We start from the raw sequence: 24,493 nt of genomic DNA, 5'->3' as shown, positions 1-24,493 counted from the left end.
GGGCGAACACGCCAGGGACGCGCAGGGCGGGTGCGGGCACGGGGCCGGCGCACCAGGCGCGGGTTCCGGCGCGCCTGGTGCGTACGGCCACGCGCCCTTCGGACGCGACGCGCACGCACACGACACATACGCGCACGACAAGTACGACGGATACAGCCAATACGACGGACACGGTCAGTACGACGTCCACCAAGCGCCGCTGCACCACGGCCACGCGGCGCGCGCCCCCCACGACGGTCACGGGGCGGGGGCCGAATGGCTGTAGGCGCTGGTCTCAGCGGCGGCCGGGTGCTGACCCTGGACACGGTGGTCCGCCTTCGTCGCGGACTGCACACCCCCGCAGCACCCCGTCGGCTCCCCGTCCCCGAGGGCATGACCGCCCCCCTCGGCTGTGACGCGGTGGCGGTGCCGGCCCGCCTCGGCCCGCTGGTGCTGCCCCGGCTGCCCCGCGTGGGCTGCGTCTACGCCGACGACGCGCACTGGTGGTGGATCGTTCCGTCCGACTCCGACTACGCCCTGGAGTGGCCGGCCCCCGTGCGCTATGCCACCGGCGCCCTGATCCCGGACGCCCCGCAGCCCCCGGGCCTGATCCACCGGCCGGACGGCACAGTGCCGTACACCCCGCCGATCCCGCTGTATCTGGCCCTGTGCCGGGTGACGGGCACGACCCCCGTATGGTCGCGGTCGGTGAGCGCGTAAGCACAGGGCGTACGCCCGCGTGCTTCGACCTCTCCTGTCTGCGCTCTCCCCCAGGGGCATATGTCCCGCGATAGTGGCCGTCGTCCACGACGGGGGAGGTCCATGGTGGTCGGCAGGAAACGCGACGCGGAGAAACCCGAGGTCTCCGAATCCGAGCAGCTGCTCTTCGGCGGCCCGTTGCGCTACGACATGGGCTGGAACCAGCACCGTGACGCGTTCCTGGAGCTGAACTTCCGGGCCATGGTGGCGCGGCTGCCCGGCATGCTGGCCTCCAGTTTCCGGCTGGCCTGGCAGGCCGACCGGCGGGCCGCGCGGACCGTGCTGGCCGCCGAGGTCGCCCGGGGTATGGCGCAGGCGGTGAGTCTGCTCGCGGTCAACAGCGTGCTGGGCCGGCTGCTGGCGGGCGGCGCCATCGAGGACCGGCTGCGCGGAGCGGCCCCCGCGCTGATCACGGTGGCCGCCGTGATGTTCGTATCAGCGCTGCTGCGGGCGGCGTCGACGTACGCCACCGGACGGTTGGAGCCGAAGGTGGAGCGTGTGGCCACCGAGCGGTATCTGGAGCGGGCGGCGGCCGTGGAGCTGGCCGCGATCGAGGACCATACGTTCCACAAGCTGCTGGACACCGCGCAGTACGGCGCTCAGTCGGCCCGGCGCATGATCTCGTACAGCACCCGCGTGGTGAACGCGATGATCTCGCTGATCGCGGCGGCCGGTGTGCTGACCGTCCTGCATCCGGCGCTGCTCCCGCTCCTGGCGACGATGACGCTGCCGAGCGCGTGGAGCGCCCTGACGAACGCGCGGCGGCGGTACGAGTCCTTCCACACCTGGGTGCAGCACGCCCGCGCAGGGCACCTGATCAGCAGTCTGCTCACCGAACCGGCGGCGGCGCCGGAGATCCGGCTGCACGGTGTGGGCCCGTTCCTGCTGCGTCACTTCCGGGCGATGTCGGAGACGGCGGAGGCGGAACAGGCCCGGCTGGCGCGGCTGGCGGCCCGTACGGGGCTGTTCGCGGCGGCGTGGACGGGCATCGCGATGGTGGCGACGTATGCCACGCTCGGCGGGCTGCTGCTCGCCGGGGCGATGGCCCTGTCCGTCGCGGGCACGGCCGTGATCGCGATCCGTACCGGCTCCTCCAGCCTCGACACCCTCGTCCTGGAGGTCAACGCGCTCCACGAGGAGGCGCTGTTCGTGGGCGATCTGCAACGCCTGTACGTCGAGGCGGCCGAACGGGCGATCCCGGTCGGCGGCGACGCGCTCCCGGAGGCGCCCCGCGAGATCCACTTCGAGAACGTGTCGTTCAGCTACCCGGGTGAGTCCACCCGCCCGGCCCTGGACGACGTCACGCTGACCATCCCGCTCGGCCGCATCGTGGCGCTCGTCGGCGAGAACGGCTCCGGCAAGACGACGCTGGTGAAGCTGCTCTCAGGCCTGTACACGCCGGACCGGGGCCGGATCCTGTGGGACGGAGTCGACGCGGCGGGCGCGGACAGGCATCAACTCGCCGAGCGGATCGCGATGGTGGCGCAGGACTTCAAGCGCTGGCCGTTCACGGCCCGCGTGAATGTGGCCGTCGGCCGCTCCTCCGCGCCCCTCACCGAGGAACGCCTGGCCGCATCGGTGGCCGAGGCGGGCGCCGAGGACGTGGTCGCCGATCTGCCGCGCGGTCTGGACACCCTGCTGGCCCGGCACTTCAGCGGCGGACATGAGCTGTCCGGCGGCCAGTGGCAGCGGCTCGGCATCGCGCGGGCGGCCTACCGGCGCGGCAGCATCCTGATCGTCGACGAGCCGACAGCGGCCCTGGACGCGCGGGCCGAGCTGGAGGTCTTCGAGAAGATCCGCGCCCTGGCCTCCACCGGCCAGACGGTCATCCTCATCACCCACCGACTGGCATCCGTCCGCCACGCGGACCTGGTGCACGTCCTCGACCAGGGCCGTCTGGTGGAGTCCGGCACCCCGGACGAACTCCTCGCCACCGGCGGCGTCTACGCGGAGCTGTACTCGCTCCAGGCGGACCAGTTCACGACACCGGTGCCGAAGGCGAGCTAGGCGCTCCGCGGAACGTGCGGTTCGCCCGCTGCGGGCCGGTGGGGGCTGGTCGCGCAGTTCCCCGCGCCCCTTCGGGGGCGCTGCACCGCACCGGAGTTCGCCGGTTCCGCGTAGCCGTCACGCCGCGATGTCCGTGACGGCGTCACCGCCCCGCAGGATCACCAGGAACGAGTCCGTGGCGAGGTCCATCACGACTTCCGCGGGCAGGCCCTTCAGACGCTGCGCCTGCGCGAACTCCTCCGCCGGCCAGGAACCTCGCGGCCCGCCTGCGGGAAAGCTCTCGAGCACCGTTCGCCCGTTCACCCTGCACCTCCATGTAGCGCTGACTCATAGAGTTAAACGCCAAAGTCGGGGTGAACGCCTCGCGAAGTGACGGTACTGAGACGTAGTTGACACTCGTCCACCACAGGGTGTGAGGACTCTCTCAGCATTTCGGGCAAATAATCACTCTCTGCGTCAGTCTTCGTACTCATCGTGATACCGAATGCGCTCACTGCCCGCAGGCGCACCGAGAGCCGACGCGCGCCCCTTGGGCTCCTCCCACTCCTCCTGCCGCCCCAGTGCGGTCAGATCCAGCAGGGTGGTGGTCGATCCGAGTCCGTCGAGGCCGCGCTCGTACGTCGAGTAGGTGTGGAAGACGCGATCGCGGTCCCGCAGGAAGCAGCTGACGCCGGGCCGCTCGGACAGCTCCCCCTCGTGCTCCAGCGTCACCTCGAAGTCGTGGTTGAAGTCGCTGCCGTACGACGAGTACCAGGGCAGTGTCCAGCCCATCCGCGCCTTGAACGGCAGGATCTTCGTGTACGGCGCCCGGGACACCGCCGTGAACGTCGTCCCGCGCGCGTGCAGATGCGCGAGATGCCCTATCTGGTCCAGGAACGCGGAGCAGCTGCGGCAGCCCGCGTCCCATTCGGGCGCGAACATGAAGTGGTAGACGACGAGTTGCTGCCGCCCCTCGAAGAGGTCCAGCAGCGTGGCCTTGCCGTCGCCGCCCTCGAACACGTACTCCGTGTCGACCTCGACCATCGGCAGCCCGCGCCGCTCGGCGTTCAGCGCATCCCTCGCGCGCGTGGCCGCCTTCTCCTTGAGCAGCAGTTCAGCACGCGCCGCACGCCATGCGTCACGCGTCACGATCTCCGGAAGCGACATGTTCCCTCCAGTGCAACGGTCCGTTCTGGGTGGTGACCGGAGGAGACGGCGGAACTCATCGCTGCTTCAGGATTTTTCTTGGGAGTACGTCACCGGCGCCCCGCTCCTTGCTCGACGGGGCCGCCGAGGAGCGCCCCGAAGGGGCGCGGGGAACTGCGCGACCAGCCACAACGGAGCCGCAGACAACCGACGACCCATCACGGCACCCCCAGCGGAGCGCTACGTGTCGTACTCCTGGATCCTCTTGCCGTGGCTCCGGTCCAGGAGTGAGGGCAGGCGTTCCCCCAACTCCCCCACCACCGCGGCCACATCCAGCGTCAACAGCTCACGGTCACGCATCAGGACGCGGCCGTCGACGATCGTCGTACGGACGTCGGCGGACCGGGCGCTGTGCACCAGGGTCGCGGCGAGGTCGTGCACGGGCTGGGTGTGTGGGCCGGTGAGGTCGACGAGGATGATGTCGGCGCGGCGGCCCGGTGCGATGCTGCCCAACTCATCCCCCAGCCCGACGGCCCGGGCGCTCTGCAGGGTCGCGTGGTGGAGGGCTTGACGGGACGTCAGCCAGCGCGGGTCGCCCTGGGTCGACTTCTGGATGAGGGCGGTGAGCGCCATCGACTCCCAGACGTCGAGGGAGTTGTTGGAGGCGGCGCCGTCCGTGGCGAGTCCGACGGGGATGCCGATGTCGTACAGCGCGCGCACGGGTGTGGTGTCGGGCCAGCCGAACTTGAGATAGCCGCGCGGTGCGGAGGCGACGGCGATGCGTCCGCCGGCGCGTTCCAGGACGGGCAGGTCGCGGTCGAGGATGCCGGTGCCGTGGGCGATGAGGAGGTCGGTGTCGAGGAGCCCGGTGGCGGCGAGGACGTCGATGGGCGTACGGCCGTGGCGGGCCAGGCTGGTGTCGGCCTGGTCGCGGTTCTCGGAGGCGTGGATGTGGACGGGGAGGCCGTGCTCGCCGGCGAGTGCGGCAGTGGCGGCGAGGTCTGCGTCGTCGACGGTGTAGGGGGCGTGCGGGGCGAGGGTGGTGGTGATACGGCCGCCCGCGCCTCCCCGGTGCCGCAGCGCGAACTCCAGTGACTTCTCCCGCCCTTGAGGACCCTGTGAGGAGAAGAAGGCCTCGCCGAGGTGCGCCCGCATCCCGCATGCGTCGACCACGGCGGCGACCGCGTCCATGGCGAAGTAGTGATCGGCGAAGCAGGTGACACCGCCGCGGATCATCTCGGCACAGGCGAGCCGCGCCCCCAACTCCACGTCCTTTTCGGTGAGGTTGGACTCGATGGGCCAGACGACGTCGTTGAACCACTCCTCGGTCGGCAGGTCCTCGGCGACACCGCGCAGCGCGACCATCGGGGCGTGGGTGTGGCAGTTGACGAGCCCGGGCATGGCGACCTGCCCGCGGGCGTCGATCCGTTCCCGCGCCGCCAGCCCTCCGGCGTCGGCGGCGCTGGTGACCGCCTCGACGAGACCGTCCCGTACGACGATGGCGGCGTCTTCCTCGAACCCGATCCGCTCGTGATCGTCGTGCACGAGGACGGTGCATCCGGTGATGATGAGATCAGCTTCCACGGGAGAAGGCGTCATTGGGCCAACGTACGACGGTGTAGTGCCGCGACGTGAGCCGAACCGCGCATCCCGTCGCGGCCCTGTCGTGGGGCGGCCCGTGCGGTCACCCTGGCCTCACCACAGCCCGCACCGATGGCTTCTGGAAAGGAGCCCGGCATGCTGATCGGCACCTGGAACCTGGAGAACCTGTTTCTGCCCGGCGGCCCGTCCGGTCCGAAGGACAAGGCCGCGTACGAGACGAAGCTGGCCGCCCTCGCGGATGTGATCAAGGAACTCGACCCGGCGCTGCTCGGTGTGCAGGAGGTCGGGGAGGACACGGCATTGCGGGACCTGATCGCGATGGTGGGCGGCACCTGGCACACCGCGCTCTCCCAGCACGGCGACAGCCGGGGCATACGGGTCGGCTTCCTCAGCCGGACGCCGCTCGAGGTGCTGGCCGACACGACGGCGTTCCCGCCGAAGCTGCGCCCGGTGCAGGTGGCCGACGACGGCACGGCGGTGTCGGCGGCGGGCCGGGGCTTCCTGGCGGTGGAGACGACGACGGAAGCGGGGCCGTTGCGGGTGGCGGTCTGCCATCTGAAGTCGAAGCTGCTGACCTTCCCCGGAGGCCGCTTCCACACGCGCGACGAGGGCGAGCGGGCGCGGTTCGGGGCGTATGCGCTGTACCGGCGGGCGGCCGAGGCGACGGCGCTGCGGGCGCTCGCGGACGAGTTGCTGGCGGGCGACGGCCGCGAGCGGGACGTGGTCGTGCTGGGCGACCTGAACGACGAGGTGCAGGCGGCCACCACGCAGATCCTGCTCGGCCCGCCCGGCTCCGAGATCGGCACGCCCGGCTTCAAGGTGGACGACAACGGAGACGCGGCCCGCCTGTGGGACGTCGCCCCGCTCATACCGGCCGAGCGGCGCTTCTCGCGTATCAACTCCGGGCGGCGTGAGCTGATCGACCACGTGCTGGTCAGCCACCGTCTGGTCCGGCGGGTGTCGGAGGCGGGGACGGGGCTGCCGGGTGCGGACACGCCCCGGTTGCCGTCAGTGGGGCCCGACCCCGCGGCTCGACGCGGGGAGCCGGGGTCGGACCACGCGCCGGTGTGGGCGCGGGTCGGAGACTGAGGCTCCTGTGTCCGTTCCGGAGCGGCTGACGTGGACCGTCGACATCCTGGGCCCCGATCCCGGCGACCGGGTGCTGGAGATCGGGTGCGGCCGGGGTGTCGCGGTCGCGCTGCTCTGCGAACGGCTCACGACGGGCACCGTCACCGCCGTCGACCGGTCTCGGACGGCGGTGGAGGCGGCGCGGCGGCGCAACGGCGAGTCCGTCGCCGCGGGCCGAGCGGTGCTCCGGGTGGCGGCGGTGGAGGAGGCCGATTTCCCGGACGGGTCGTTCGACAAGGTCTTCGCGGTGAACGTGAACCTCTTCTGGGTCCGGTCGCCGGAGAAGGAGCTGACGGCAGTGCGGCGGTGGCTGACGCCGGGCGGGATCCTGTGCCTGTCGTGGGAGCCGCCGGATGCGCGACGGGCGGCGGAGATCGCGGAGACGGTGATGGCCGCCGTCACCGCCCACGGCTTCGAGGCGGAGGTACTCACGGCGACCACGGCAAAGGGGGCCAGGTTGGTGTGTGTGCGTGCTGTGCGTGCGACGAAGCTGCCCTCAGTCGTCGAGTAGCCGCCAAGTGGTCAGGGCGAGCCTGGCCCGGAGCAGCCCTGTGGGTTCGGTGAGCTCGCTGGCCGCCGGCACCGCGGTCATCGTGCCGCGCGGCCGCTGGCACCGCATCGAACTGGACGCACCCAGCGACATCATGTCCGTCACCCTGCCGCGGGGAAGCCGGCTGCTGAAGCGCACGGACGTCTGATACGTCCAAGAGCTATACGGCGAGGGGGAGTTCAGGCGCGGGTAGTCCCGCCCGCTCCCGGTGTGCGGCGAGTTCGTCGAGGAGGGCGGCGAGGCGGTCGGTGTGCCGAGAGGTGAGCCGGCCGGCGTCGTCGAGGTGCACGGCGCACGCGGTGGTCGTGTCGACGATCCGTTCGAGAACGACGACGATCTCGTCCGCACCCTCCGAGTGCCGGGCCAGGGTGGGGAGTTCGGCGCCGGCGAGGGCGATGGCGGTACGCGCTTCGGCGAGGGTGCGATAGGCCTCGCGGCGGAGGGTCCAGCGGAGGGGGCGGGAGTCCGAGCCGTTCAGGACGTGTGTGAGATAGGCGTGCGCCGCATCCTCCGCCGCCACCAGCCGGGACCGCACTCCGCCACCCCGCTGCCCCGGCATCGGCAGGTGCCCTACGACCAGCACGATGGCGCAGGCCAGCAGTGTCTCGCCGATACGGCTCCAGGAGGCCGGGGGCTCACCGCCGACCATCACCAGGGCGAGGACGAGAACGGTGACGACGGCGGTCTGGGCGGCGAAGTGCCGCGTGGCGACGGGAATCAAGGCACCGCTGAGAGCCACGAGCGCGATGAGCCCTCCAGGCTGAGGCAGCACCGCGGCGAACCCGGCGAAGACGACGGCCCCGAGAACCGTCCCCGCGGCCCGGCACAGAACGCGTGAGACGAGCGGCCCGAGGTCGGGCTTGACGAGGAAGACGGCGGTCGCGGGCAGCCAGTACCAGTGCTCGTGCTGCCCGTACCACTGGGCGTGATGCAGTGCCTGGGCGATCGCGGCGCTGGCCCCGAAGCACAGGGCGACGCGCAACCCGTACTCCCGCCCGCCGGCCCCGAAGACGCTGCGGAGGAGCGCCCGCGGGGACCGCCGACGGGTGTGCAGGTCGCGGCCCTCGCCCTGGTCGAACACCTCGGCAGCGTGCAGGAGGGCGTCATCGAGGGCACGCAGCGCGGGCGCGGACCGGTTGGGCGCGGGCAACGGCCCGGTATGCGTGTTCCCGCGCACGGCGGCAGCGAGCCGACGCGGCCCTTCGGAGGCACGCGCCGACACACTCTCCCCACCCCAGGCCAACGCGGTCGCCGCCTCCGCCAGCGGCAACGCGGCAACGTACTGCGCCCGCAGCCGCCGCTCGGCCGCGGAACTGGCGTACCGGCGCAGCCGCGGCCCGGCGAGAGCGTCCTGCGCATGGTCGAGAGCGGCGGTGAGGGAGACGCGACGGGCGATGGCCGCGGAGGACCCGACGGCATCGAGAAGTCCGGCGACGGCGTCGTACACAGCGGCGACCGCCTTCCGCTCACCGTCGAACCGATAGTCCCCGACGATCGCACCGGGCGTGGGAAGGAGCAGCCGCAGCGCGAGCAACCACCCGGCTCCGGCGACGAAGGCAAGGGCCCGCAGCCACCCCGGCTCGGGCAACGGCATCCCGGCCCCGATGGCGGCCGCGACCAGCAGTTGCGTACCGGCGGAAGAGGCGACGGGGCCGACGGCACTGATGCCTCCGGCGACGAGCCCGAGGCCGGTGAGGATCAAGGTCAGCACGAGGACGCCCGTGCTGTGACCGGCGTACGTCCCGACGAGCATCCCGCCCGCCCCCGCCACCGCGGGCACCCCGAGCCGCCTGACCGACGCCCGCCGACTCCCCGGCCGGTCATTGATCCCGGCGAGCATGGCGGCGATGGCGGCGACGACACCGAGGGAGGCACGGTCGAACAGGACGGCCAGGAGCAGAAGCGGCCCGGCAGCCAGCGCCCCACGCGTCACCGCCATCCAGGGCACGGGTCCGCGCTGAGCACGCAGAACATGGGCGAGCCAGGGCGGGAGGACGAACGACGCGAACGCGGGGCGTGACACGGGGCTCCTGTCGGGAACGAGGGCGCGGGTTTGCCTTCGGGCGACGGTGGCCGGGCTTTCGAGTGTGTGGCTCCTACGGTAGATCGGCTTCCTGGAGGGGATGGAACGGTCGTATTTCGAGAGTGTGACGACCGGTGGGAGAGGCATGTTCTTTATGAACGCAACGGCGTGCCGGCAAGGGTCACCCCGTCCATACGTCTACGGCGCCACGGGTTCGGCCTCCAGGGCGACCGCGTGCACGAACCACTCCAGCACCGAGCAGATCTCCTCTCCGCGCCCGGCGAACACCTCCAGCGAGAACGACGGCCGCAGGTCGAGCTTGGCCGCCAGCTCGATCCCGTCGATCGCGTTGAAGCGAGCCATGAGTTCCCTGCGCTGCGTCTCGTCGTCGAAGGGAGGCCTGGTCTTCAAGGGCTGGAAGCAGACCTCGACGGTGCCGGTCACCGGGTAGATGGCGATCGGCCACAAGGTGCGCGACTTGAGCGCGGTTCCCGTGTCGAGATTGGGGAAGCAACTCGTCTCGGCGGCCCGGCCATACGTCAGATAGCCGCCCTGCCGCTCCCAGAACCGAAGCGCGGCGAGCACCCCCTCCGCCGTCTGCTCCGTCTGGTTCTCCCGCAGGAGTTGCTCGAACCGTGCCGCCACGGACTGCTGTTCGTCGTCGTGCGCCGCCGATGTCTCCTCGGGTGCCTCCCGCCCCAGCAGGGTCGCCAGGTCCGAGGCGGTCAACCGGTGGGACTTGCGAGCACGTCGGCCGTCGAACGGCACTCCCTCCTCGATCAGCAGGTCCCTCGGGTCGCCTGTCTCCCGGTTGTCCGGCCAGCGGAACCCCTCCGAGACACGTCCGTCGGAGGTGAGGACGCGATGGGCGCCATGGATCCCGGGTTTGCCGGCCAGGTGCTGGCCGACGGCCACGGCGTGCGTGCCGACGAGAGCCCCTACGTCACCGTAGGTCGTCCATGTCCCGGCCGGCATCGCGAGCAGGGCGGCCCGCAGGTCCTTCCTCCCCGGCCACTCGTCCGCCTGTCGCATTCCGTCGATCGGCCCCGGCCACACCGTGACCGCTCGCGCCGCCAGTTCGTCGGCGCGGGCGAGGATCTGCGCCTTGCCCCAGCGCTCCTGGTCGGCGATCCACTGGTTCATGCGCAGCGCACTCGAGTCGAGGATCTCCTGCTTGCGGCGGAACGGATGATTCGAGAGGCGGGCGTTGTCGGCGGACAGAGTGAGATTGCCGAGGGTGTGCACCAGTTGGGTGTGGAGCTCCTCCGCGCTCTGCCCGTCGTCGGCCTCTTCCGCGAGCAACTCGTACCACTTCTGGTTCGGCCGCTGGGGCAGCACATGCTCAACGGTGAGCTTGGCCTTCGCGAAGTCGACCGGCTCGGTCGCACCGTGGCTCTCCTCCAGGCGGCGCAGCACCTGGAAGCGCTGATGGCTGCGCCCGGCGGAGTAGAAGGGCTTGGTGCGGATCGCCTCACGGACATCGTCGTCGGTCGGCCAGACGCGCGCGCCGCCTCGCCGCTTGGAGAGGTAGCGCAGCGTGGCCTCGGCCACGGAACGGTCCTTCTCCAACTCCTTGGGCATCTCCATGAAGACCCTGTTGAGGCCGGTCGTGGACACCTGACACAGCAGCCTGCGCACCATGTAGCTCTCGGCATACCCCAGCGCTTGGGCGGCCTCGCCTGCCGTGGCCCGGCCGCTGTCGACGCTGTCGAGCAGATAGAGCGCAAGAGGGTAGTGGGTCTGGCCGCCCCACTGGGCCAGCCTCTCCAGGGTCGTGCGCAGTTCCGCGTCGCGTTCCCGCTCGGGTTCGAGGATCCGCATCAGCCGCTCGGCGCGCTGCGCGAGGGCGGCGATCTCCGACTGCAGGGCTTCCTCGTCACCGCTGAAGGGCTCCAGCCGACGCTGTTGCTCGCGGTAGATCTCGGTCTGCTTGGCCCTGCTGCCGCCGGACACCACGAGGTCGAGCCAGACGAGCAACTCCAGGTTCTGCGGCCCGAGTTGCTCCTGCATGGGCAGCCACAGGCTCCGATACACGTTCTCGCCCCGGTTGGGCAGGCACATGAAGACGTAGTTGCGCAGCAGGTCGCTCTGGCTGAGCCCGACACCGGTGTTGTTGATCGACTCGAAGATGCGGTAGACGTTGTCGCCCTTCTCCGCGGTGATCGCGACGATGGACAGAAGGTTGTTCAGGACCGTCTCGACCGCGTCGGTCCACCCGTCCTCGTTGCCTACCTCGCTTTCCGTGAGCACGCCCAGGAAGAACCGGTAGGCCGCACCGACGTTGCCGGGGCCGCCCGCCTTCGGGGAGCCCTCGACGCAGGCCATGAAAGCGTCGCGGTCCGCCTGGGTCGGCAGCAACCGGTAGTGATCGAGGCCGTCCTTGTACTTGTTCGTCAGGACGAGATCGTCGATGCGATCGGCCTTCATCCGCTCGCCGCGCTCCCGGTAGCTGTCCCGGAGCGCGGTGAAGGCGAGCATGAGCGTGGTGAGCCGCTGCTGGCCGTCGACCACCAGCCAGCGCTGCAGCCCGCCCGGGACCACCCGCTCCGGCGCCAGGACGACGGACCCGAGGAAGTGCGACGGCGTGGAGCCGTCTTCGAGGTACTGCTCCACCAGTTCCAGTACGTCGTCCCAGAGCCGCCGCAGTTCGTCCTGTTGCCAGCTGTACGTGCGCTGGTAGAGCGGAACCTGGAACTGCGTCGCTGGCGTCACCAGCGTAGGGGCTGGCGGGCCGTCAGGATCCCCGCGTTCCGGCGTGCCCTGCAGCCGCCGATGCGAACAGTGACTCCGCGCTCGCCACCGCCGAGGACAGGGCGTTCGAGCCGGGTCCGAGGCCGGCGACGATGGCATCGACCTCGCGGAGACCGGCCCGCTCCAACAACCGCTTCTCGTTCGTCACCCACTCCCCTTTCGCTGCCAGCACCGAATGCCCCATCTGCACGGCGGCGGTGGCCAGTGCGCCGGCGACCTCGGTGAGACGACCGGCGGGTGCGTGGTTGGCCTTGGCGTAGGCGAGCGTGGCCTGAGCAGTGCCTCGCCAGCGGTCGGTAGCGGCCGTTCGGAGCTTCTCCGGATATGCCACCGGCCGCGGCAACTCACCCCGAAGCACGGAGTTGACGGCAAGCTCCGCCACCACCAAGTAGCTGGGAATCCCCGCGAGATGGAACATCAGCGGCTCCACCCGGAACCGCCCCTCCTGCGCCTGCGCCAACTCGTGCTCCACGACGTCGAGATCGCGATAGTGCACATCGACGCACCGCCCGTCGATCGTCAACCACGCACCCCCGTTGAACACCCCGCCACCCCAGCCGCCCACCTCCGAGACCTCGCCCTCCCAGCCGACGGCGCGGAGGTCGGCGGGGTCGAAGGGGCCGCGGTAGTAGACGGCCAGGTCCCAGTCGCTGTCGGGCCGGTGCGTGCCCTGGGCGCGGGAGCCGCCGAGGGCGACTGCCTGGACGGTGGGGAGGGCGGCGAGGCGGTCGGCGGTGGTGTCGAGGAACGCGGCGTCGGTGAGGGCGTGCACGTGGGGGCTCCATCGGGTGGGGAGCGGGGTCGGACAGCAGCCGCAGGGTAGGCACATCGTCCTTCCCTCCGCGACGCGAATACGGCTGCCGTAGGGCGGGGGGCGACGACGGGGGTCGACGCACCGTGGTCGTGCCGGTGTCGGCGTCCAGGGCGATTGTCAGTGGCGTGCGCTCTAATGAATCTCGTCGTCACAGAGCGTGACGAGCGAGAGCGCTACGGAGGTGCGCGATGACGATGCTGGAGCGGGACGAGGGTCGGGACGAGGGCGGTCGGGAACACGGCGCGGAGGATGGCGGCGGCGTGGGGTCGACGCGTGCGCACATCTCGGCGGCCGGGCTGCGTGCCCGCGGCTGGACGCCGGGAATGGTGCGCCGACTGCTTGGTGAGCCCGATCTGTTGCGGGTCAATCCGCACTTCCGGGCGGCCCCACAGATTCGGCTCTACCTCGTCGAGCGGGTGGAATCCGCTGAGCGGAGCGAGGAGTTCCGGGCGGTGGCGGCGGCAGCCGCGCGACGGTCCGCGTCGGCGAAAGAGGCCGCCCAGCGCCGTCGGCAGGAAGTGCTGGCCCGGATCGCGGCGGAGCCGGTCGAGGTGCCGCGGCTGGCCGAGCGGAAGCTTGCGGCCATGGCGGTCGATCACCACAACTGCCAGGACGGGCAGAGAAGTTCCGAGAGGTGGGGGCGCAGTGCGGACCCCGCCACAGCCGACGGTGCCGACCCTCCCGCCCTCGACCGATGGAAGGTCGACTACCTCCGCCATCGGCTCACCCGCTACGACGAGCTCTTGAACGGACTGCACGGCAGCACCGGACGCGCGGCAGCCGAAGATCTCCTGCGGCGACGCGTCTACGCCGCCATCACCGAGGCGTACCCGGACCTTGCACAGGAGTGCGAACGACAGCTGCGTGAACGGGAGTGGGGTCCACCGCCGGAATGACATCTCCGGGCGAGGATCCGGCAGGGCCTGCGCCGTCGGCCGCGGCGAACCTAGCCTCCGAGCCCATGAAGGATGATCAAGCTCTCCGCGTGCACGACCGCCTGGCGGCCTCCCCCTGGCTGCGCCCCGTCACCTTCGGCGAGGGCCGCCGGTTCGGTCTCTGGGATCTCGCCTCACTCACCGAGGGCGCACTCGGCACCTGCGTCGACCCGGACTCACTCACGGTCTCGGGCGAGAAGCGCTTACGAGTCCGACTGCGCTCGTCGGGGCGCGAGTACACGTATGACGAGGACTTCGGAAGGAGGTACTGGATTCGGACACCCGGTGGCGGGTGCGGCACGGTGGGAACCGTCGCCGTGGACACCTGGCCCATCGGCGCGGGCGCGTTGCGGCTCTCCTCGCTCTACGTCCATCCCGTGGCCCGGCGGCGGGGAATCGCGTCGGCCGTCCTGGGCATGGTGTACGACGCCTGCCGCGCCGAAGGACTGCACGGGTTCCGTCTGGACACGCACTGGACCTGGCAGCGGACCGTCCACTACTACCTCGGCCGGGGGTTGTGGGTCACGTCCTGGAAGCACGCGCTGGGGTTCGCCAGGCTTTCGTATCTGCCCCGGTATGAAGTCACGGAGGCGGAAGGAGAGTTGACGTTCCTGATCGCCGACTCGGAAACGCCGGGCGAAGGGTCTACGGATGGCGGGGCCACGGATGGCGGGTGCACGGCGATGGTCCCGCTCCTCGCGGCCGGGAACGCCGGCGGGCGGCTCCGTCTGCGGGAGACCGAGCGGTATCGGCGTATGCGGGATGAGCGCGATGCCGTACGCCTGAATGCGCGTTCGACATTGGCGCTGCACCTCGCGGTGCGGGGTTGGCCGTTGGTGCGAGGGGAGGAGGAGTGGTCCGAGGCCGCATGGTCGTGTGACATCGGTGAGCCGGAGGGGCTTGCCTACAAGATCGGCATCTTTGAGCAGGTTGCCCGGGAGGAGGGCTGGCGTGTGGAGAGCCCGTATGCCGACGGCCGGGTTCTGCCGTTCGGGGAGCGGATCGGCGAGCGGGAAAATTCGGATGCCCTACCCGGGTGACAGCACGGATGATCGGCAGGTTGCCCGTTCACTGCACGAGGAGCCGCCGTGATCCAGCGCGTCACCGTCCCGAGTCTCTTTCCTCCGCCGACCTACTCCCACGCCTCCGTCGTCGAGGCCGGCACGAAGCTCGCGTTCCTTGCCGGGGCCGTGCCGCTCGACGCCGAGGGGAAGCTGGTCGGGGAGGGAGATCCCGTACGGCAGGCCGAGCAGGTGATCGCCAACCTGCGTGAGCAACTGCGGGCGGTCGGGAGTGACTTGGCCCATGTCGTATCGACCGACGTGTATGTCGTGAGCGGTGAGACCGCGGTGCTGTCCGCCGTGTGGGACGTCGTCGAGGCGTCGGGGCTCACTACGGGACCGCACTCGTCCACGCTCCTCGGCGTCGCCTGCCTCGGCTACACCGGGCAGCTGGTCGAGATCACGGCGACGGCCGTCGTCCCTGAGCCGGAAGAGGCGGGCTCATGACGTCCGTTGTCGTCCCGGAACCGGAAGGGGAGCTCATGATGTCCGTCGTTCTCCGTCGGGCCGCCGCCCCGGATGCCCCCGCGGCGGCGGACGTCTGGCTGCGCTCCTACAGCGCCGCCCTGCCCACCGTCCGGCGGGCCCACTCCGACGACGAAGTACGCGCGTACTTCCGGGACGTGGTGATACCTCGGGGCACGACGTGGGTCGCGGAGGCCATGGTCGAGAGCGGGGGCGCCGGTGTCGTCGTCGGCATGATGACCCTGGACGGTGAGGAAGTGAACGCGCTGTATCTCGAGCCCGGTTGGCGCGGGCAGGGCATCGGGGACCGTTTCGTCACGCTGGCCAAGGAACTCAGCCCCACCGGCCTCACCCTGTGGACCTTCCAGGTCAACCACCCCGCCCAGCGCTTCTACGAACGGCACGGCTTCGCGGAGGCCCACCGCACCGACGGCAGCGGCAACGAGGAGCGGGAGCCCGATATTCGGTATGCCTGGCGGCCCTGAGCCGGCCACTGGCCTTCACTCCGCCGACGGTCCCGCGCACCCGTCACTCCGCCGACGGCCCCACGCACCCGTCACGCCGACGACGGCCCCACGCACCGGTCACGCCGACAACGGCCCCCGCGCACCCGTCACTCCGAAGGCGATCCCCACACCCTCCTCTTCGGCACCGGCTTCGCATAACTCCCCGCCCTGCTCGTCATCAGCCCCAGCCCCACCAGCGACTCCGCCAGCTTCACCGCCGCCCCGACCCCGTCGACAACGGGGATGCCCAGCTTCTCCCCCACCGCCCGCTGCAGCCCCGTCATACCGGCACACCCCAGCACCAGGACCTCCGCCCCGGCAGCGCACGCCCGCTCGGCCGCCGCCAGGAACGCCGCCTCCGTGCGCGCGGCGTCACCCAGGTCGAGGACGCTCAGCCCCGTGCCCACGACGGCCGCGCAATTGCGCCCGACGCCCGCCGTCTCCAGACTGTCCTCGATCTGCCCGCACGACCGCTCCAGCGTGGTCACCACCCCGTACCGCCGGCCGAGCAGACACGCCAGATGCGCCGCCGCCTCCGTGATGTCGACGACCGGTACGTCCACCAACTCCCGGACGCCTTCCCGCCCGTGCTCCCCGAAGCCCGCCATGACGACGGCGTCGTACGACGGCCCCTCATACGTCCGCAACAGGTCGATGACGGCCGCGGCCGAGAGATAGCTGTCCAGCCAGCCCTCCGCCGACTCGGGTCCCCACGCGGGGGTCAGCCCGGTCACGATGGTGCCCGGGCCTGCGGCGGCCCGGGCACCTCGTACGATCTCCGCGGTCATCTCCTGCGTGGTGTTGCAGTTGGTGACGACGATCCGCACGTTCCTCAGACCTCCACGCGCTTCTCGGAAACGGATGCGGGGGTGGCCGCCCGCTCGCTGCGGCACAGCAGCACATAGAGCCCCGCCGCCAACGCGGTGCCGATGAACCACGAGTACGGCGCCACATCGCTGAACGTCTTCACCAGCGCCAGCACCGCCGCGACTCCCGCCGCCGGCAGGAACGCCCACAGAGCCTTGGGGTTGACGCCCTTCTTGTAGTAGTAGCGCGAGCCGGGCGTGGCGTCGAACAGCTCGTTGACATCGACCCGGCCCCGCTTGACCCAGTAGTAGTCGACCATGATCACGCCGAAGAGGGGTCCCAGGAAGGCACCCAGGCCGCCGAGGAAGTACTGGACGACCGTCGGGTTCGAGAAGAGGTTCCACGGCGTCACCACCAGCGCCGCCACCGTGCTGATCATGCCGCCGATCTTGAAGGTGATCTTCTGCGGCCAGACGTTGGCGAGGTCGTACGCCGGTGAGACGAAGTTGGCGACGATGTTGACGCCCATGGTGGCGATGGCGAAGGTCAGGGCCGCCAGCACCAGTACCCAGGTGTTGCCGACCTTGGCGACCAGCTCCGCCGGGTCGGTGATGGCCTCGCCGAAGACCTCCAGCGAGCCGGCCGTGACGATCACGGACACAACTACGAAGGCGGTCGAGTTGATCGGCAGGCCCCAGAAGTTGCCGCGGCGCACGGTGCGATAGTCCGGCGCGAAGCGGGAGAAGTCGCAGAAGTTGAGCATCAGGGTGCCGTACGTGGCGAGGATCAGCCCGATCGCGCCGAACCACTGCCGCCACTGTTCGCCGACGGAGACCGGGTGCGGCGTCGAGGTGAGCGAGATGGTCCAGCCGGCCTTGGCCAGGACCCAGACCGCCAGCGCGATCATGACCACCCAGATCGCCGGTCCGCAGAAGTCCTGGAACTTCCGCACCGACTCCATGCCCTGGCTGATGATCGCCGCCTGGATCAGCCAGAGCGACAGGAAGGAGACCCAGCCGAGCGCGTCCAGGCCGAGGAAGGAGCTGTGGGTCCAGGACTCCAGGCCCGGCCAGGCGGCGAGCAGCATCACGTTGACCGCGACGGAGGCCAGGTAGGTCTGGATGCCGTACCACATGATGGCGATCACGGCCCTGATCAGCGCGGGGATGTTCGCACCCCAGACGCCGAAGCTGATGCGGCTGACGACCGGGAAGGGCACGCCGTGACGCTGGCCGATGCTGCCCATCCAGTTCATGCCGATGTAGATGAGTACGAAGCCGACGAGCAGGGACGTGAAGACCTGCCAGACGTTCATGCCGAGGACGAGCAGGCCGGCGGCGAAGGTGTAGTTGCCCAGGTTGTGGACGTCGGACATCCACATGGCGAAGAGGTCGAAGACCTTCCAGTTGCGCTTGCCCGCGGGGGCGAGGTCTTCGTTGGTGAGCCGGGGATCGGGGACGAACGCTGCTGTGCCGGTGGCTTCGGCACGGTCGGCGAGGGACACGGGGCCTCCATGGACGGGGGACGGAGGAGGAGGAAGGCTTTCCGGTGGCTTGTTTCCAGTGGCTTATTACCGGTCACTATGGACCGCGTTTGGTATACCAAACTGCCGACATAGTCCTCCCGTCAACCGTTCCGACCGATGTCGTTGCTGTTAACGCTCCGTAAAACACGCCCTGAGTCGGCGAAGATGGCTCCATGAGCTCCGTGACGAAGATCGAACCCCTCGGCGCGGTTCGCGAGCGCGTCCTGGCGAACCTGCGACAGGAGATCATCGCGGGCCGCCTCCGCCCGGGCGACCGGCTCGTGGAGCGTGATCTCGCCGAACGCTTCGGCGTCTCCCGCGTGCCGGTCCGCGAGGCGATCCGCGCGCTGGTCGCGGAGGGGTTCGTCCACTTCGAGACACCACGCCGTACGGTCGTCCGACGGCTGACCCCGAACGACGTCAAGGAACTCTTCGAGCTGCGCGAGGCGCTCGAGGTGTACGCGGCGGGACTGGCCGCCGCGCGCGCGACCCCGCAGGATCTGGCCGAGGTGGAGGAACTACTCGAGCGCGCCGCCACCGCGACCGAGGCCGGGGACGCGGAGGCGATCACCGACATCAACAGCCGCCTGCACGACCGCATCGTGGCCATGGCCGACAACAGCCTGCTGCTGCAGGCCCTCGAACCGGTCGCCGGCCGCCTGCGCTGGATGACCCGGCGGAACGAGGAATGGCCCCAACTCCTCGTGGAGCACCGTGAGTTGTACGAGGCGATCGCCTCCGGCGACCCGGAGCGAGCCCGCGCTCACGCACTCGCCCACGTGCGCACCAACTACCGCTCGACGGTACGGCAGCTGTTCGGCGAGGCCGAACTTCCCTAGCGGGCCGCGTACTTGTCCGTCGCCGCCACCAGCGCGTCGGCCACCCCCGGCGCCCCGGCATCGTGACCGACCTCGTCGATCATCACCAACTCGCTGCCCTGCCAGGCGTGATGCAGCCGCCACACGATGCCGAGCAGGTTGCCGAAGTCCAGGCTGCCCTGGACGAGCGTCCCGGGGATGCCCTTGAGCAGGTGCGCATCGCGCAGGACGACGCCCTGGTCATTGCCCTCGCCCAGGAAGCTGTCATTGCCCCAGTAGTGCGTGACGGTGCGGGCGAAGCCCAGACGGAACACCGGATCCTCGTACCGCGGCACCGAACGCGGCGGCGAGGTTGCCGTCTCTCTCGTCGACGGGCAGTTCACCGACGAACCGCTCGAACGCCGCCGGAAAGATCTTCCCAAGTCCCCTGGTCAGCAGGGCGACTTCGGGGTTCGCCCCGGTCGCCACCCCCGTCAGCACCAGCTCCGACACCACCTCGGGATGCGTCTGCGCATACCGCAGTCCCAGCACCGACCCCCACGACACGCCCCACACCAGCCACCGCCCGATCCCCAACTCCTGCCGCAGCAGCTCCAGATCGGCGATGAGATGGGCCGTCGTATTGACGCTCATGTCGGTCTCATACGCGCTCGCCGACGGCGTCGAACGCCCGCACCCCCGCTGGTCGAGCAGCACGATCCGGTACACGGCGGGGTCGAACAGGCGCCGCGGATACGGCGAACACCCCGATCCCGGACCACCATGCAGGACCAGCGCGGGCTTGCCGTGCGGATTGCCGCAGGTCTCCCAGTACACGCGGTTGCCGTCACCGACGTCGAGCATGCCGTGGTCGTACGGTTCGATCTCCGGGTAGAGAGCCATCCGGGCACCCTAATGTCCTTACGACGGTCAGGTCGCCTCAATTCGCGCGGTTCAGGCCCGCCGCCTCGGCCGCGGTGCGCAGTACGTCCCGCAGCATCGCGGGCGTGAGCCGGCCGGTGAAGGTGTTGCGCTGACTGACGTGGAAGCAACCGAAGAGGTCGATTCCATCGAGCGGGACCCTCACCCCGTGCGCGAAGACGGGGCGCGGCCTCGGCACGCTCCACCCTGCCTCGGCGAGCGCGGGCAGCGTGGCCTGCCACCCGAAGGCACCGAGCACCACCACCGCCCGCACCGTCGGCCGCAGCAGCGTCAGCTCCTGAACGAGCCAGGGGCGGCACGCGTCCCGCTCGCCGGGCGTGGGCTTGTTCGCGGGCGGGGCGCAGTGCACGGGCGCGGTGACGCGGACGCCGTACAGCTCGAGCCCGTCGTCCGCCGACACGGAGCTGGGCTGCGACGCCAGCCCGACGTCGTACAGCGCCTGATACAGCACGTCTCCGGAACGGTCACCCGTGAACATCCGCCCCGTGCGATTCCCGCCGTGCGCGGCAGGCGCCAGTCCCACGACCAGCAACCGGGCATCCCCCGGCCCGAACCCCGGAACCGGCCGCCCCCAGTACGTCCAGTCGGCGAAGGCAGCACGCTTGGTACGGGCCACCTCCTCACGCCAGGCGACCAGCCGCGGGCAGGCCCTACAGCCCGCGACCCGCTGGTCGAGATCGTCGAGGACGTCCATAGGGCAACGGTAGCTCCAGGCCCGGGCTCCCTCCCGGTCCACGGCCGCTGGCTTCGCCCCTGGGAAATCCCAGCCGATTCATCCGACGCGGAGGACTAAGGTCGAGACATGGCTTCGAAGGCTATGGACTACGACGAGACGAACGGCTGGGCGAACGGCGACAGGGGCACGCCTCAGGGACCGGGGCGCAAGGGGCATGAGGGGCACAAGGGCCCCTCCACCGTCGACGCCCCCACACCCGCCGCACCGGCCACACCCGCCACCGCCGTCCCGGCCGATGCCAAGACCGCCGCCGCGAACGCCGCCGCCGAAGCCGCCCGCCCGCAGAATGGCGAGACCGTCCGCATCGACAGCTGGATCTGGTCCGTACGCCTGGTCAAGACCCGCTCGATGGGCGCCGCCGCCTGCAAGGGCGGCCACGTGCGGGTGAACGGCGAGCGCGTCAAGCCCGCCCATTCCGTCCGCGTCGGCGACGAGGTCCGCCTGCGCCACGAAGGCCGGGAGCGGATCGTCATCGTCAAGCGCGTGATCCGGAAGCGGGTCGGCGCCCCCGTAGCCGTCCAGTGCTACGTCGACAACAGCCCGCCGCCCCCGCCCCGCGAGGCCGTCGCCCCCGCCGGCATCCGCGACCGCGGCACGGGCCGCCCGACCAAGCGAGACCGCCGCGAGCTGGAACGCCTGCGGGCGCTGCGCGGACTGAGCGGCCGCGCCACGGGCGACCGCCCCACAGGAGGCCGCCCCACGGGAGGCCGATCCGAAGGCCGCTGATCGCAGCTCCCGGCCTCGCCCGCCGCTGCGGGACCACCGCTGGAGCAGACCCCGCAGAAAGCCACCCGAAGGCCGGTGCCCCTTGCACCACAAGGACAAGGCACCGGCCTCACAGCAGCGGCCTCCCCCGCCGCCTCTCCCTCACGCCCGTCGTCGCTCCAGCCGCACCAGCCGCAGAAGCTCCGCGTTGTGCCCTCGCCGGGCCCAGGCGATGAGCGCGAGCGGCACGATGAGGATCAGCGGGGTCGCTGCGTTCTCCCCGTTGAAGTACGTGAGGGTGACGACGAACGCGCCCACCATCAGACCGCTCAGCGCCATCGCCGCCACCGACTGCACCACCGGAATCAACAGCGCTATGCCTCCGGCCAGTTCGAGGGCGCCGATGATGTACATCCCCGTGTTGCCCCAGCCCATCTCGGCGAAGCCCTCGGCGGCGGTGGGGTGCGCGATCAGCTTGGGCAGCGCGCTCGCGATCACGTAGAAGAGGGCGAGCAGCACCTGCAGGCCGCGCAGGGCGATGCGGGCACGCCGGCCACGGGCGGTCGCGGACTCGGCGATGACGACAGGGCGGGACGAGGCGGAAGCGGCGGTGCTGACGGAAGCGGTGGTCTCGGACATCGGGGTCTCCTGTGTGCAGCGGTCCGTGTTGCTGTCACAGAGGTAGACCGGGACCCGCTCCAGAACTCATCGCTGTCCGGCGACCCGTTCTCAGTCGCCTCGGCTCACCCCCCGGCGGCGGGAACCGCCCGCACCCATATCCGCTCGTCCGTCAGGTACTTGTCCACTCTCAGCCCCGCTTCCGCCAACGCCTCCTCGAACTGCTCCTTCGTCAGCGGCCGTGCCAGGAACGTCTGCGTCCAGACCGCGTCCGGGAACTCATACTCCGCGCGCACCGAGTTCATCCCGTCGCCGACCGGCTCCGAGGACGCGATCCGGACCGTGAAGCCGCTGGGATCGACGCGCTCGCGCGGCAGGCCCGTGTGGTAGTCCTCTCCCTCCCGCTGGATCAACACACAGCCACCGTCGGCGAGATGACGTACGCAGGTCCGCAGCATCCCTCGCCGCACCTCGACGTCACCGGAGTGCACCAGGAACGACGCGAGCAGCACCACGTCGAATCTCTCGCCGAGGTCGAGATCCTCGATCGCGCCGCATATCGTGCGTGCCCCGCGGACGCGTTCGAGCATCTCCGCGGATTCGTCCACCGCCGTGACCGTGAAGCCGCGTTCCAGCAGCGGGTGGGTCATTCGCCCGACGCCGCAGCCCAGCTCCAGGATGTGCGCGCCCGCCGGCACGGCCGCGGCGATGATGTCCGGCTCGTCGCCCACCGGCAGCCGCGAGTACAGCTCGACCGCGCAGCCGTCGGGAGTGATCGCACCGGGTCCGGTTCCCTCGTATCCCTCACGCATTTTCAGCTCCATGCCCGCCCAACGGCCCACATCCGCACGCCCGTTCCCGCACCGAACGGATTCACCCGTACGAGCTAGAGCGGATCCCCGGCTACAGCGGAAACCATCCGTGGCCGATGTACCAGTGCCCTCCCGCCCGCAGATGGTCCCCGACCGCCCGCTCCACCGACGTCCGCCGCGGCAGCCCCTCCACCGGCAACTCCGGGTTCCCGAACACGAACTGGACCGGCTCGGTGTCGGCGGGCTCGGTGTCCTGACGAGCGATCCGGAACCGCTCCTGGAACCGGACGATGTTGGAGTCGGCGGTCAGGTATTGCTTCAACTGCGGGTCGAGCAGCCAGGAGTGGCACATCGCCGCCCGGTACTCCTCCTCCGGGTAGTACTCCGCGAAGAACTCGCGGGCCAGCGCCACCGAGCGGTCACAGGCGTCCGGGGACAGCGGGCCGAGGAACTCGGGGATATGGATGTCCAGACAGGGCATGCCGGCGGTCGCGTCCATCCCTGCGGACGCGAGCTCCGACGCCGCGCGCCGCCAGAGCCGCCCCCGTTGGAACTGGAGCCGTCCCAACTGGTACAGCTCGCCCCGGAAATGAAGGGTGAGCCACTGCGGGGACTGCACGCCTCCCCTGCCGTGCCGTCTGCGGTGGATGGCCATGTTCCGCCCGAGGTCGGCGAGGGTGCGCCGGGAGACGTCGGCGGGGATACCGCGTGCGCGGTGGTACGCGCGCGTGTGCGGAAGCGCCGCGACGAGCACGTACGCGGCGAAGTGGCGGCCCAGCACCGCGGGCGCCTCGGCGACCCGCTGGCCCAGCTGTAGCCCCTCGCCGTACTCGAGGATCTCCCCGATGTCGCGCACCAGTGCCTCGGCGCACTCCTCCAGGAGCCGCATCGCCCCGGCGTCGGCGGTCAGGGTCCGCCGCAGCCGGACCAGTTCGTTGATGTCCTCGTGGGGTACCGCAAGGTCGAGCAGGATCTCGGGCAACGCGTCGGTGTCCGGCAGCACGGTGTGGTCTCCCCCTCCTCGGGCAGCTGATGAGCTCTTTGGTGAACGTCCGTACCGAGGAGTACGTTGCAGACAGGAGTAGTGATCCCGATGCGTACGGGCAGTGAACCGGCGACCGCGCGCAGTGCACTGCGGGCGCGCTTCTGGCTGAGCGTGTGGGGTCTGGTCTGGGCGGTCTTCGGCACGGTCGCTTTCGCGCTCGCCGGACGCCCCGGGTGGGCGATCGCCTGCGGGGTGCTGTGGCTGGTGATCACCGTCGACATGGCGCTGATCCTCCGGCACATCCGACAGGGCCCGCACTACCAGCCGGGCCGCGACATTCCGCCGTACCGACCGCCGGACCAGCAGCACCCGCCCCGGCCGCACCAGCGGCGCCCGCCCGGCCGACAGCCCCGATGACCGGCCACCGGACGCTCACCCGTCGAAGCGTGCCGCCTTGATGTACTCCGGGTTCGGGTCCAGGGCGGCCGCGAGCCGGAAGTGGCGCTTGGCCTCGTCGTGCCGCGCCTGCCGCTCATAGGTGCGGGCGAGGGCGAAGTGCGCGAACGCGGTGTCCGGTTCGCGCTCCAGGACGATGGTGAACTCCAACTCGGCAGGTCGCAGTTGCGCGGCCGCGAAGAAGGCACGCGCGCGGAGCAGCCGTGCGGCGGTGTTCTCCGGGTGCGCCGCGATCACCGGGTCGAGCAGTTTCACCGCGCCCCGCGGGTCCCGTGCGGCGAGCAGGTGCTCGGCGGCACGGAAGTCGATGACATGGGTCTCCGGAGTACGTCCGGTCGATCCGCTGGTCTCGGGCACGGCACAGTCCTTCCCTCACTCAACGGGTTCAACGCCCGCAACAGGGCC

At 70.6% G+C, this 24,493-nt stretch carries 24 protein-coding genes and 3 pseudogenes; 13 read left to right on the top strand and 14 right to left on the bottom strand.

The genetic code is table 11. The features are described 5' to 3' along the window. The 3 genes and pseudogenes from AB0I98_RS26780 to AB0I98_RS26770 all read left to right on the top strand — a co-directional run. Window positions 1–265, top strand: a pseudogene (locus AB0I98_RS26780) (hypothetical protein); the annotation flags it as partial. After that, entirely contained in the window at window positions 256–699 is a 444-nt protein-coding gene (locus AB0I98_RS26775; protein ID WP_362946001.1) for a hypothetical protein, read from the top strand. The pseudogene AB0I98_RS26780 and the gene AB0I98_RS26775, both read left to right, overlap by 10 nt. 102 nt (window positions 700–801) lie before the next feature. Then, entirely contained in the window at window positions 802–2,745 is a 1,944-nt protein-coding gene (locus AB0I98_RS26770; RefSeq protein WP_362945999.1) for an ABC transporter ATP-binding protein, read from the top strand. Between the two features lie 117 nt (window positions 2,746–2,862). On the opposite strand, the gene AB0I98_RS26765 is transcribed toward AB0I98_RS26770, so the two are convergent. The 3 genes from AB0I98_RS26765 to AB0I98_RS26755 form a co-directional block, all read right to left on the bottom strand. Further along, entirely contained in the window at window positions 2,863–3,048 is a 186-nt protein-coding gene (locus AB0I98_RS26765) for a hypothetical protein (protein WP_210575910.1), read from the bottom strand. 153 nt (window positions 3,049–3,201) lie between these two features. Beyond that, complete coding sequence (locus tag AB0I98_RS26760; RefSeq protein ID WP_362945995.1) at window positions 3,202–3,891, bottom strand: DUF899 domain-containing protein; 690 nt, start codon at window positions 3,889–3,891, stop codon at window positions 3,202–3,204. Window positions 3,892–4,110: 219 nt separating this feature from the next. Continuing rightward, window positions 4,111–5,469 carry an amidohydrolase gene (locus AB0I98_RS26755; RefSeq protein WP_362945992.1) on the bottom strand — a complete coding sequence of 453 codons (1,359 nt, stop codon included), beginning with the start codon at window positions 5,467–5,469 and terminating at the stop codon, window positions 4,111–4,113. A 138-nt stretch (window positions 5,470–5,607) separates the two neighbouring features. On the opposite strand from AB0I98_RS26755, the gene AB0I98_RS26750 reads away from it, so the two are divergent. The 3 genes and pseudogenes from AB0I98_RS26750 to AB0I98_RS26740 all read left to right on the top strand — a co-directional run. Further along, entirely contained in the window at window positions 5,608–6,561 is a 954-nt protein-coding gene (locus AB0I98_RS26750) for an endonuclease/exonuclease/phosphatase family protein (protein WP_362945989.1), read from the top strand. A gap of 7 nt (window positions 6,562–6,568) precedes the next feature. Beyond that, entirely contained in the window at window positions 6,569–7,111 is a 543-nt protein-coding gene (locus tag AB0I98_RS26745; RefSeq protein ID WP_362945986.1) for a class I SAM-dependent methyltransferase, read from the top strand. A 58-nt stretch (window positions 7,112–7,169) separates the two neighbouring features. Then, window positions 7,170–7,298 (top strand): annotated as a pseudogene (locus AB0I98_RS26740) (cupin); the annotation flags it as partial. A gap of 12 nt (window positions 7,299–7,310) precedes the next feature. On the opposite strand, the gene AB0I98_RS26735 reads toward AB0I98_RS26740, so the two are convergent. The 3 genes from AB0I98_RS26735 to AB0I98_RS26725 form a co-directional block, all read right to left on the bottom strand. Then, entirely contained in the window at window positions 7,311–9,173 is a 1,863-nt protein-coding gene (locus AB0I98_RS26735) for an FUSC family protein (protein ID WP_362945984.1), read from the bottom strand. Between the two features lie 198 nt (window positions 9,174–9,371). Continuing rightward, the gene (locus AB0I98_RS26730; protein WP_362945981.1) at window positions 9,372–11,885 is read right to left on the bottom strand and encodes a DUF262 domain-containing protein; all 2,514 of its coding nucleotides are present in this window, start codon (window positions 11,883–11,885) and stop codon (window positions 9,372–9,374) included. A gap of 22 nt (window positions 11,886–11,907) precedes the next feature. Beyond that, entirely contained in the window at window positions 11,908–12,696 is a 789-nt protein-coding gene (locus AB0I98_RS26725) for a nucleotidyltransferase domain-containing protein (RefSeq protein WP_362945979.1), read from the bottom strand. A gap of 230 nt (window positions 12,697–12,926) precedes the next feature. On the opposite strand from AB0I98_RS26725, the gene AB0I98_RS26720 reads away from it, so the two are divergent. The 4 genes from AB0I98_RS26720 to AB0I98_RS26705 all read left to right on the top strand — a co-directional run bounded on the left by AB0I98_RS26720 (window position 12,927) and on the right by AB0I98_RS26705 (window position 15,684). Continuing rightward, window positions 12,927–13,634, top strand: coding sequence for a hypothetical protein (locus AB0I98_RS26720; protein WP_362945976.1), 708 nt, complete (start codon window positions 12,927–12,929; stop codon window positions 13,632–13,634). A gap of 65 nt (window positions 13,635–13,699) precedes the next feature. Next, window positions 13,700–14,713, top strand: a complete 1,014-nt coding sequence (locus tag AB0I98_RS26715; protein ID WP_362945974.1) for a GNAT family N-acetyltransferase — start codon at window positions 13,700–13,702, stop codon at window positions 14,711–14,713. Between the two features lie 48 nt (window positions 14,714–14,761). After that, window positions 14,762–15,181: a RidA family protein gene (locus AB0I98_RS26710; protein WP_362945972.1), complete on the top strand. Its 420-nt coding sequence runs from the start codon at window positions 14,762–14,764 to the stop codon at window positions 15,179–15,181. After that, window positions 15,178–15,684: a GNAT family N-acetyltransferase gene (locus AB0I98_RS26705; RefSeq protein ID WP_362945969.1), complete on the top strand. Its 507-nt coding sequence runs from the start codon at window positions 15,178–15,180 to the stop codon at window positions 15,682–15,684. Before AB0I98_RS26710 ends, AB0I98_RS26705 begins: the two co-directional genes overlap by 4 nt. Window positions 15,685–15,812: 128 nt before the next feature. Here AB0I98_RS26705 and AB0I98_RS26700 read toward each other — a convergent pair whose 3' ends face one another. Together AB0I98_RS26700 and AB0I98_RS26695 are read right to left on the bottom strand one after the other, a co-directional pair. Then, entirely contained in the window at window positions 15,813–16,532 is a 720-nt protein-coding gene (locus tag AB0I98_RS26700; protein ID WP_362945967.1) for an aspartate/glutamate racemase family protein, read from the bottom strand. A 5-nt stretch (window positions 16,533–16,537) separates the two neighbouring features. Continuing rightward, window positions 16,538–18,016, bottom strand: coding sequence for an NCS1 family nucleobase:cation symporter-1 (locus tag AB0I98_RS26695; RefSeq protein WP_362945964.1), 1,479 nt, complete (start codon window positions 18,014–18,016; stop codon window positions 16,538–16,540). A 194-nt stretch (window positions 18,017–18,210) separates the two neighbouring features. On the opposite strand from AB0I98_RS26695, the gene AB0I98_RS26690 reads away from it, so the two are divergent. Further along, the gene (locus AB0I98_RS26690; RefSeq protein WP_362945962.1) at window positions 18,211–18,876 is read left to right on the top strand and encodes a GntR family transcriptional regulator; all 666 of its coding nucleotides are present in this window, start codon (window positions 18,211–18,213) and stop codon (window positions 18,874–18,876) included. On the opposite strand, the pseudogene AB0I98_RS26685 reads toward AB0I98_RS26690, so the two are convergent. Both AB0I98_RS26685 and AB0I98_RS26680 read right to left on the bottom strand, forming a co-directional pair. Continuing rightward, window positions 18,873–19,737 (bottom strand): annotated as a pseudogene (locus AB0I98_RS26685) (alpha/beta fold hydrolase). The gene AB0I98_RS26690 and the pseudogene AB0I98_RS26685 overlap by 4 nt on opposite strands. A 37-nt stretch (window positions 19,738–19,774) precedes the next feature. Beyond that, window positions 19,775–20,470: a uracil-DNA glycosylase gene (locus tag AB0I98_RS26680; RefSeq protein ID WP_362945960.1), complete on the bottom strand. Its 696-nt coding sequence runs from the start codon at window positions 20,468–20,470 to the stop codon at window positions 19,775–19,777. A 108-nt stretch (window positions 20,471–20,578) separates the two neighbouring features. On the opposite strand from AB0I98_RS26680, the gene AB0I98_RS26675 reads away from it, so the two are divergent. After that, window positions 20,579–21,238 carry an RNA-binding S4 domain-containing protein gene (locus AB0I98_RS26675; RefSeq protein WP_362945957.1) on the top strand — a complete coding sequence of 220 codons (660 nt, stop codon included), beginning with the start codon at window positions 20,579–20,581 and terminating at the stop codon, window positions 21,236–21,238. 141 nt (window positions 21,239–21,379) lie between these two features. On the opposite strand, the gene AB0I98_RS26670 is transcribed toward AB0I98_RS26675, so the two are convergent. The 3 genes from AB0I98_RS26670 to AB0I98_RS26660 all read right to left on the bottom strand — a co-directional run bounded on the left by AB0I98_RS26670 (window position 21,380) and on the right by AB0I98_RS26660 (window position 23,650). Then, window positions 21,380–21,856, bottom strand: coding sequence for a DoxX family protein (locus AB0I98_RS26670; RefSeq protein ID WP_362945954.1), 477 nt, complete (start codon window positions 21,854–21,856; stop codon window positions 21,380–21,382). A gap of 104 nt (window positions 21,857–21,960) precedes the next feature. Beyond that, window positions 21,961–22,647, bottom strand: coding sequence for a methyltransferase domain-containing protein (locus AB0I98_RS26665; protein ID WP_362945952.1), 687 nt, complete (start codon window positions 22,645–22,647; stop codon window positions 21,961–21,963). Between the two features lie 91 nt (window positions 22,648–22,738). Next, window positions 22,739–23,650 (bottom strand): acyltransferase domain-containing protein, encoded by a 912-nt coding sequence (locus AB0I98_RS26660; RefSeq protein WP_362945949.1) that lies wholly within the window; start codon window positions 23,648–23,650, stop codon window positions 22,739–22,741. A 90-nt stretch (window positions 23,651–23,740) separates the two neighbouring features. Between AB0I98_RS26660 and AB0I98_RS26655 the strand changes: the two genes are divergently transcribed. Then, complete coding sequence (locus AB0I98_RS26655; protein WP_362945946.1) at window positions 23,741–24,049, top strand: DUF6343 family protein; 309 nt, start codon at window positions 23,741–23,743, stop codon at window positions 24,047–24,049. 15 nt (window positions 24,050–24,064) lie between these two features. Here the strand turns inward: AB0I98_RS26655 and AB0I98_RS26650 are convergent, their stop codons facing one another. Further along, a complete protein-coding gene (locus AB0I98_RS26650) occupies window positions 24,065–24,445 on the bottom strand; it encodes a tetratricopeptide repeat protein (RefSeq protein WP_362945943.1) in 381 nt (126 codons plus the stop codon). Window positions 24,446–24,493: the final 48 nt, after the last annotated feature.

This window comes from Streptomyces sp. NPDC050211 (genome assembly GCF_040656035.1).
Taxonomy (GTDB): domain Bacteria; phylum Actinomycetota; class Actinomycetes; order Streptomycetales; family Streptomycetaceae; genus Streptomyces.
Note: the sequence above shows the minus strand (reverse complement) of the source record. Positions and strands in the feature narration are given on the sequence as shown.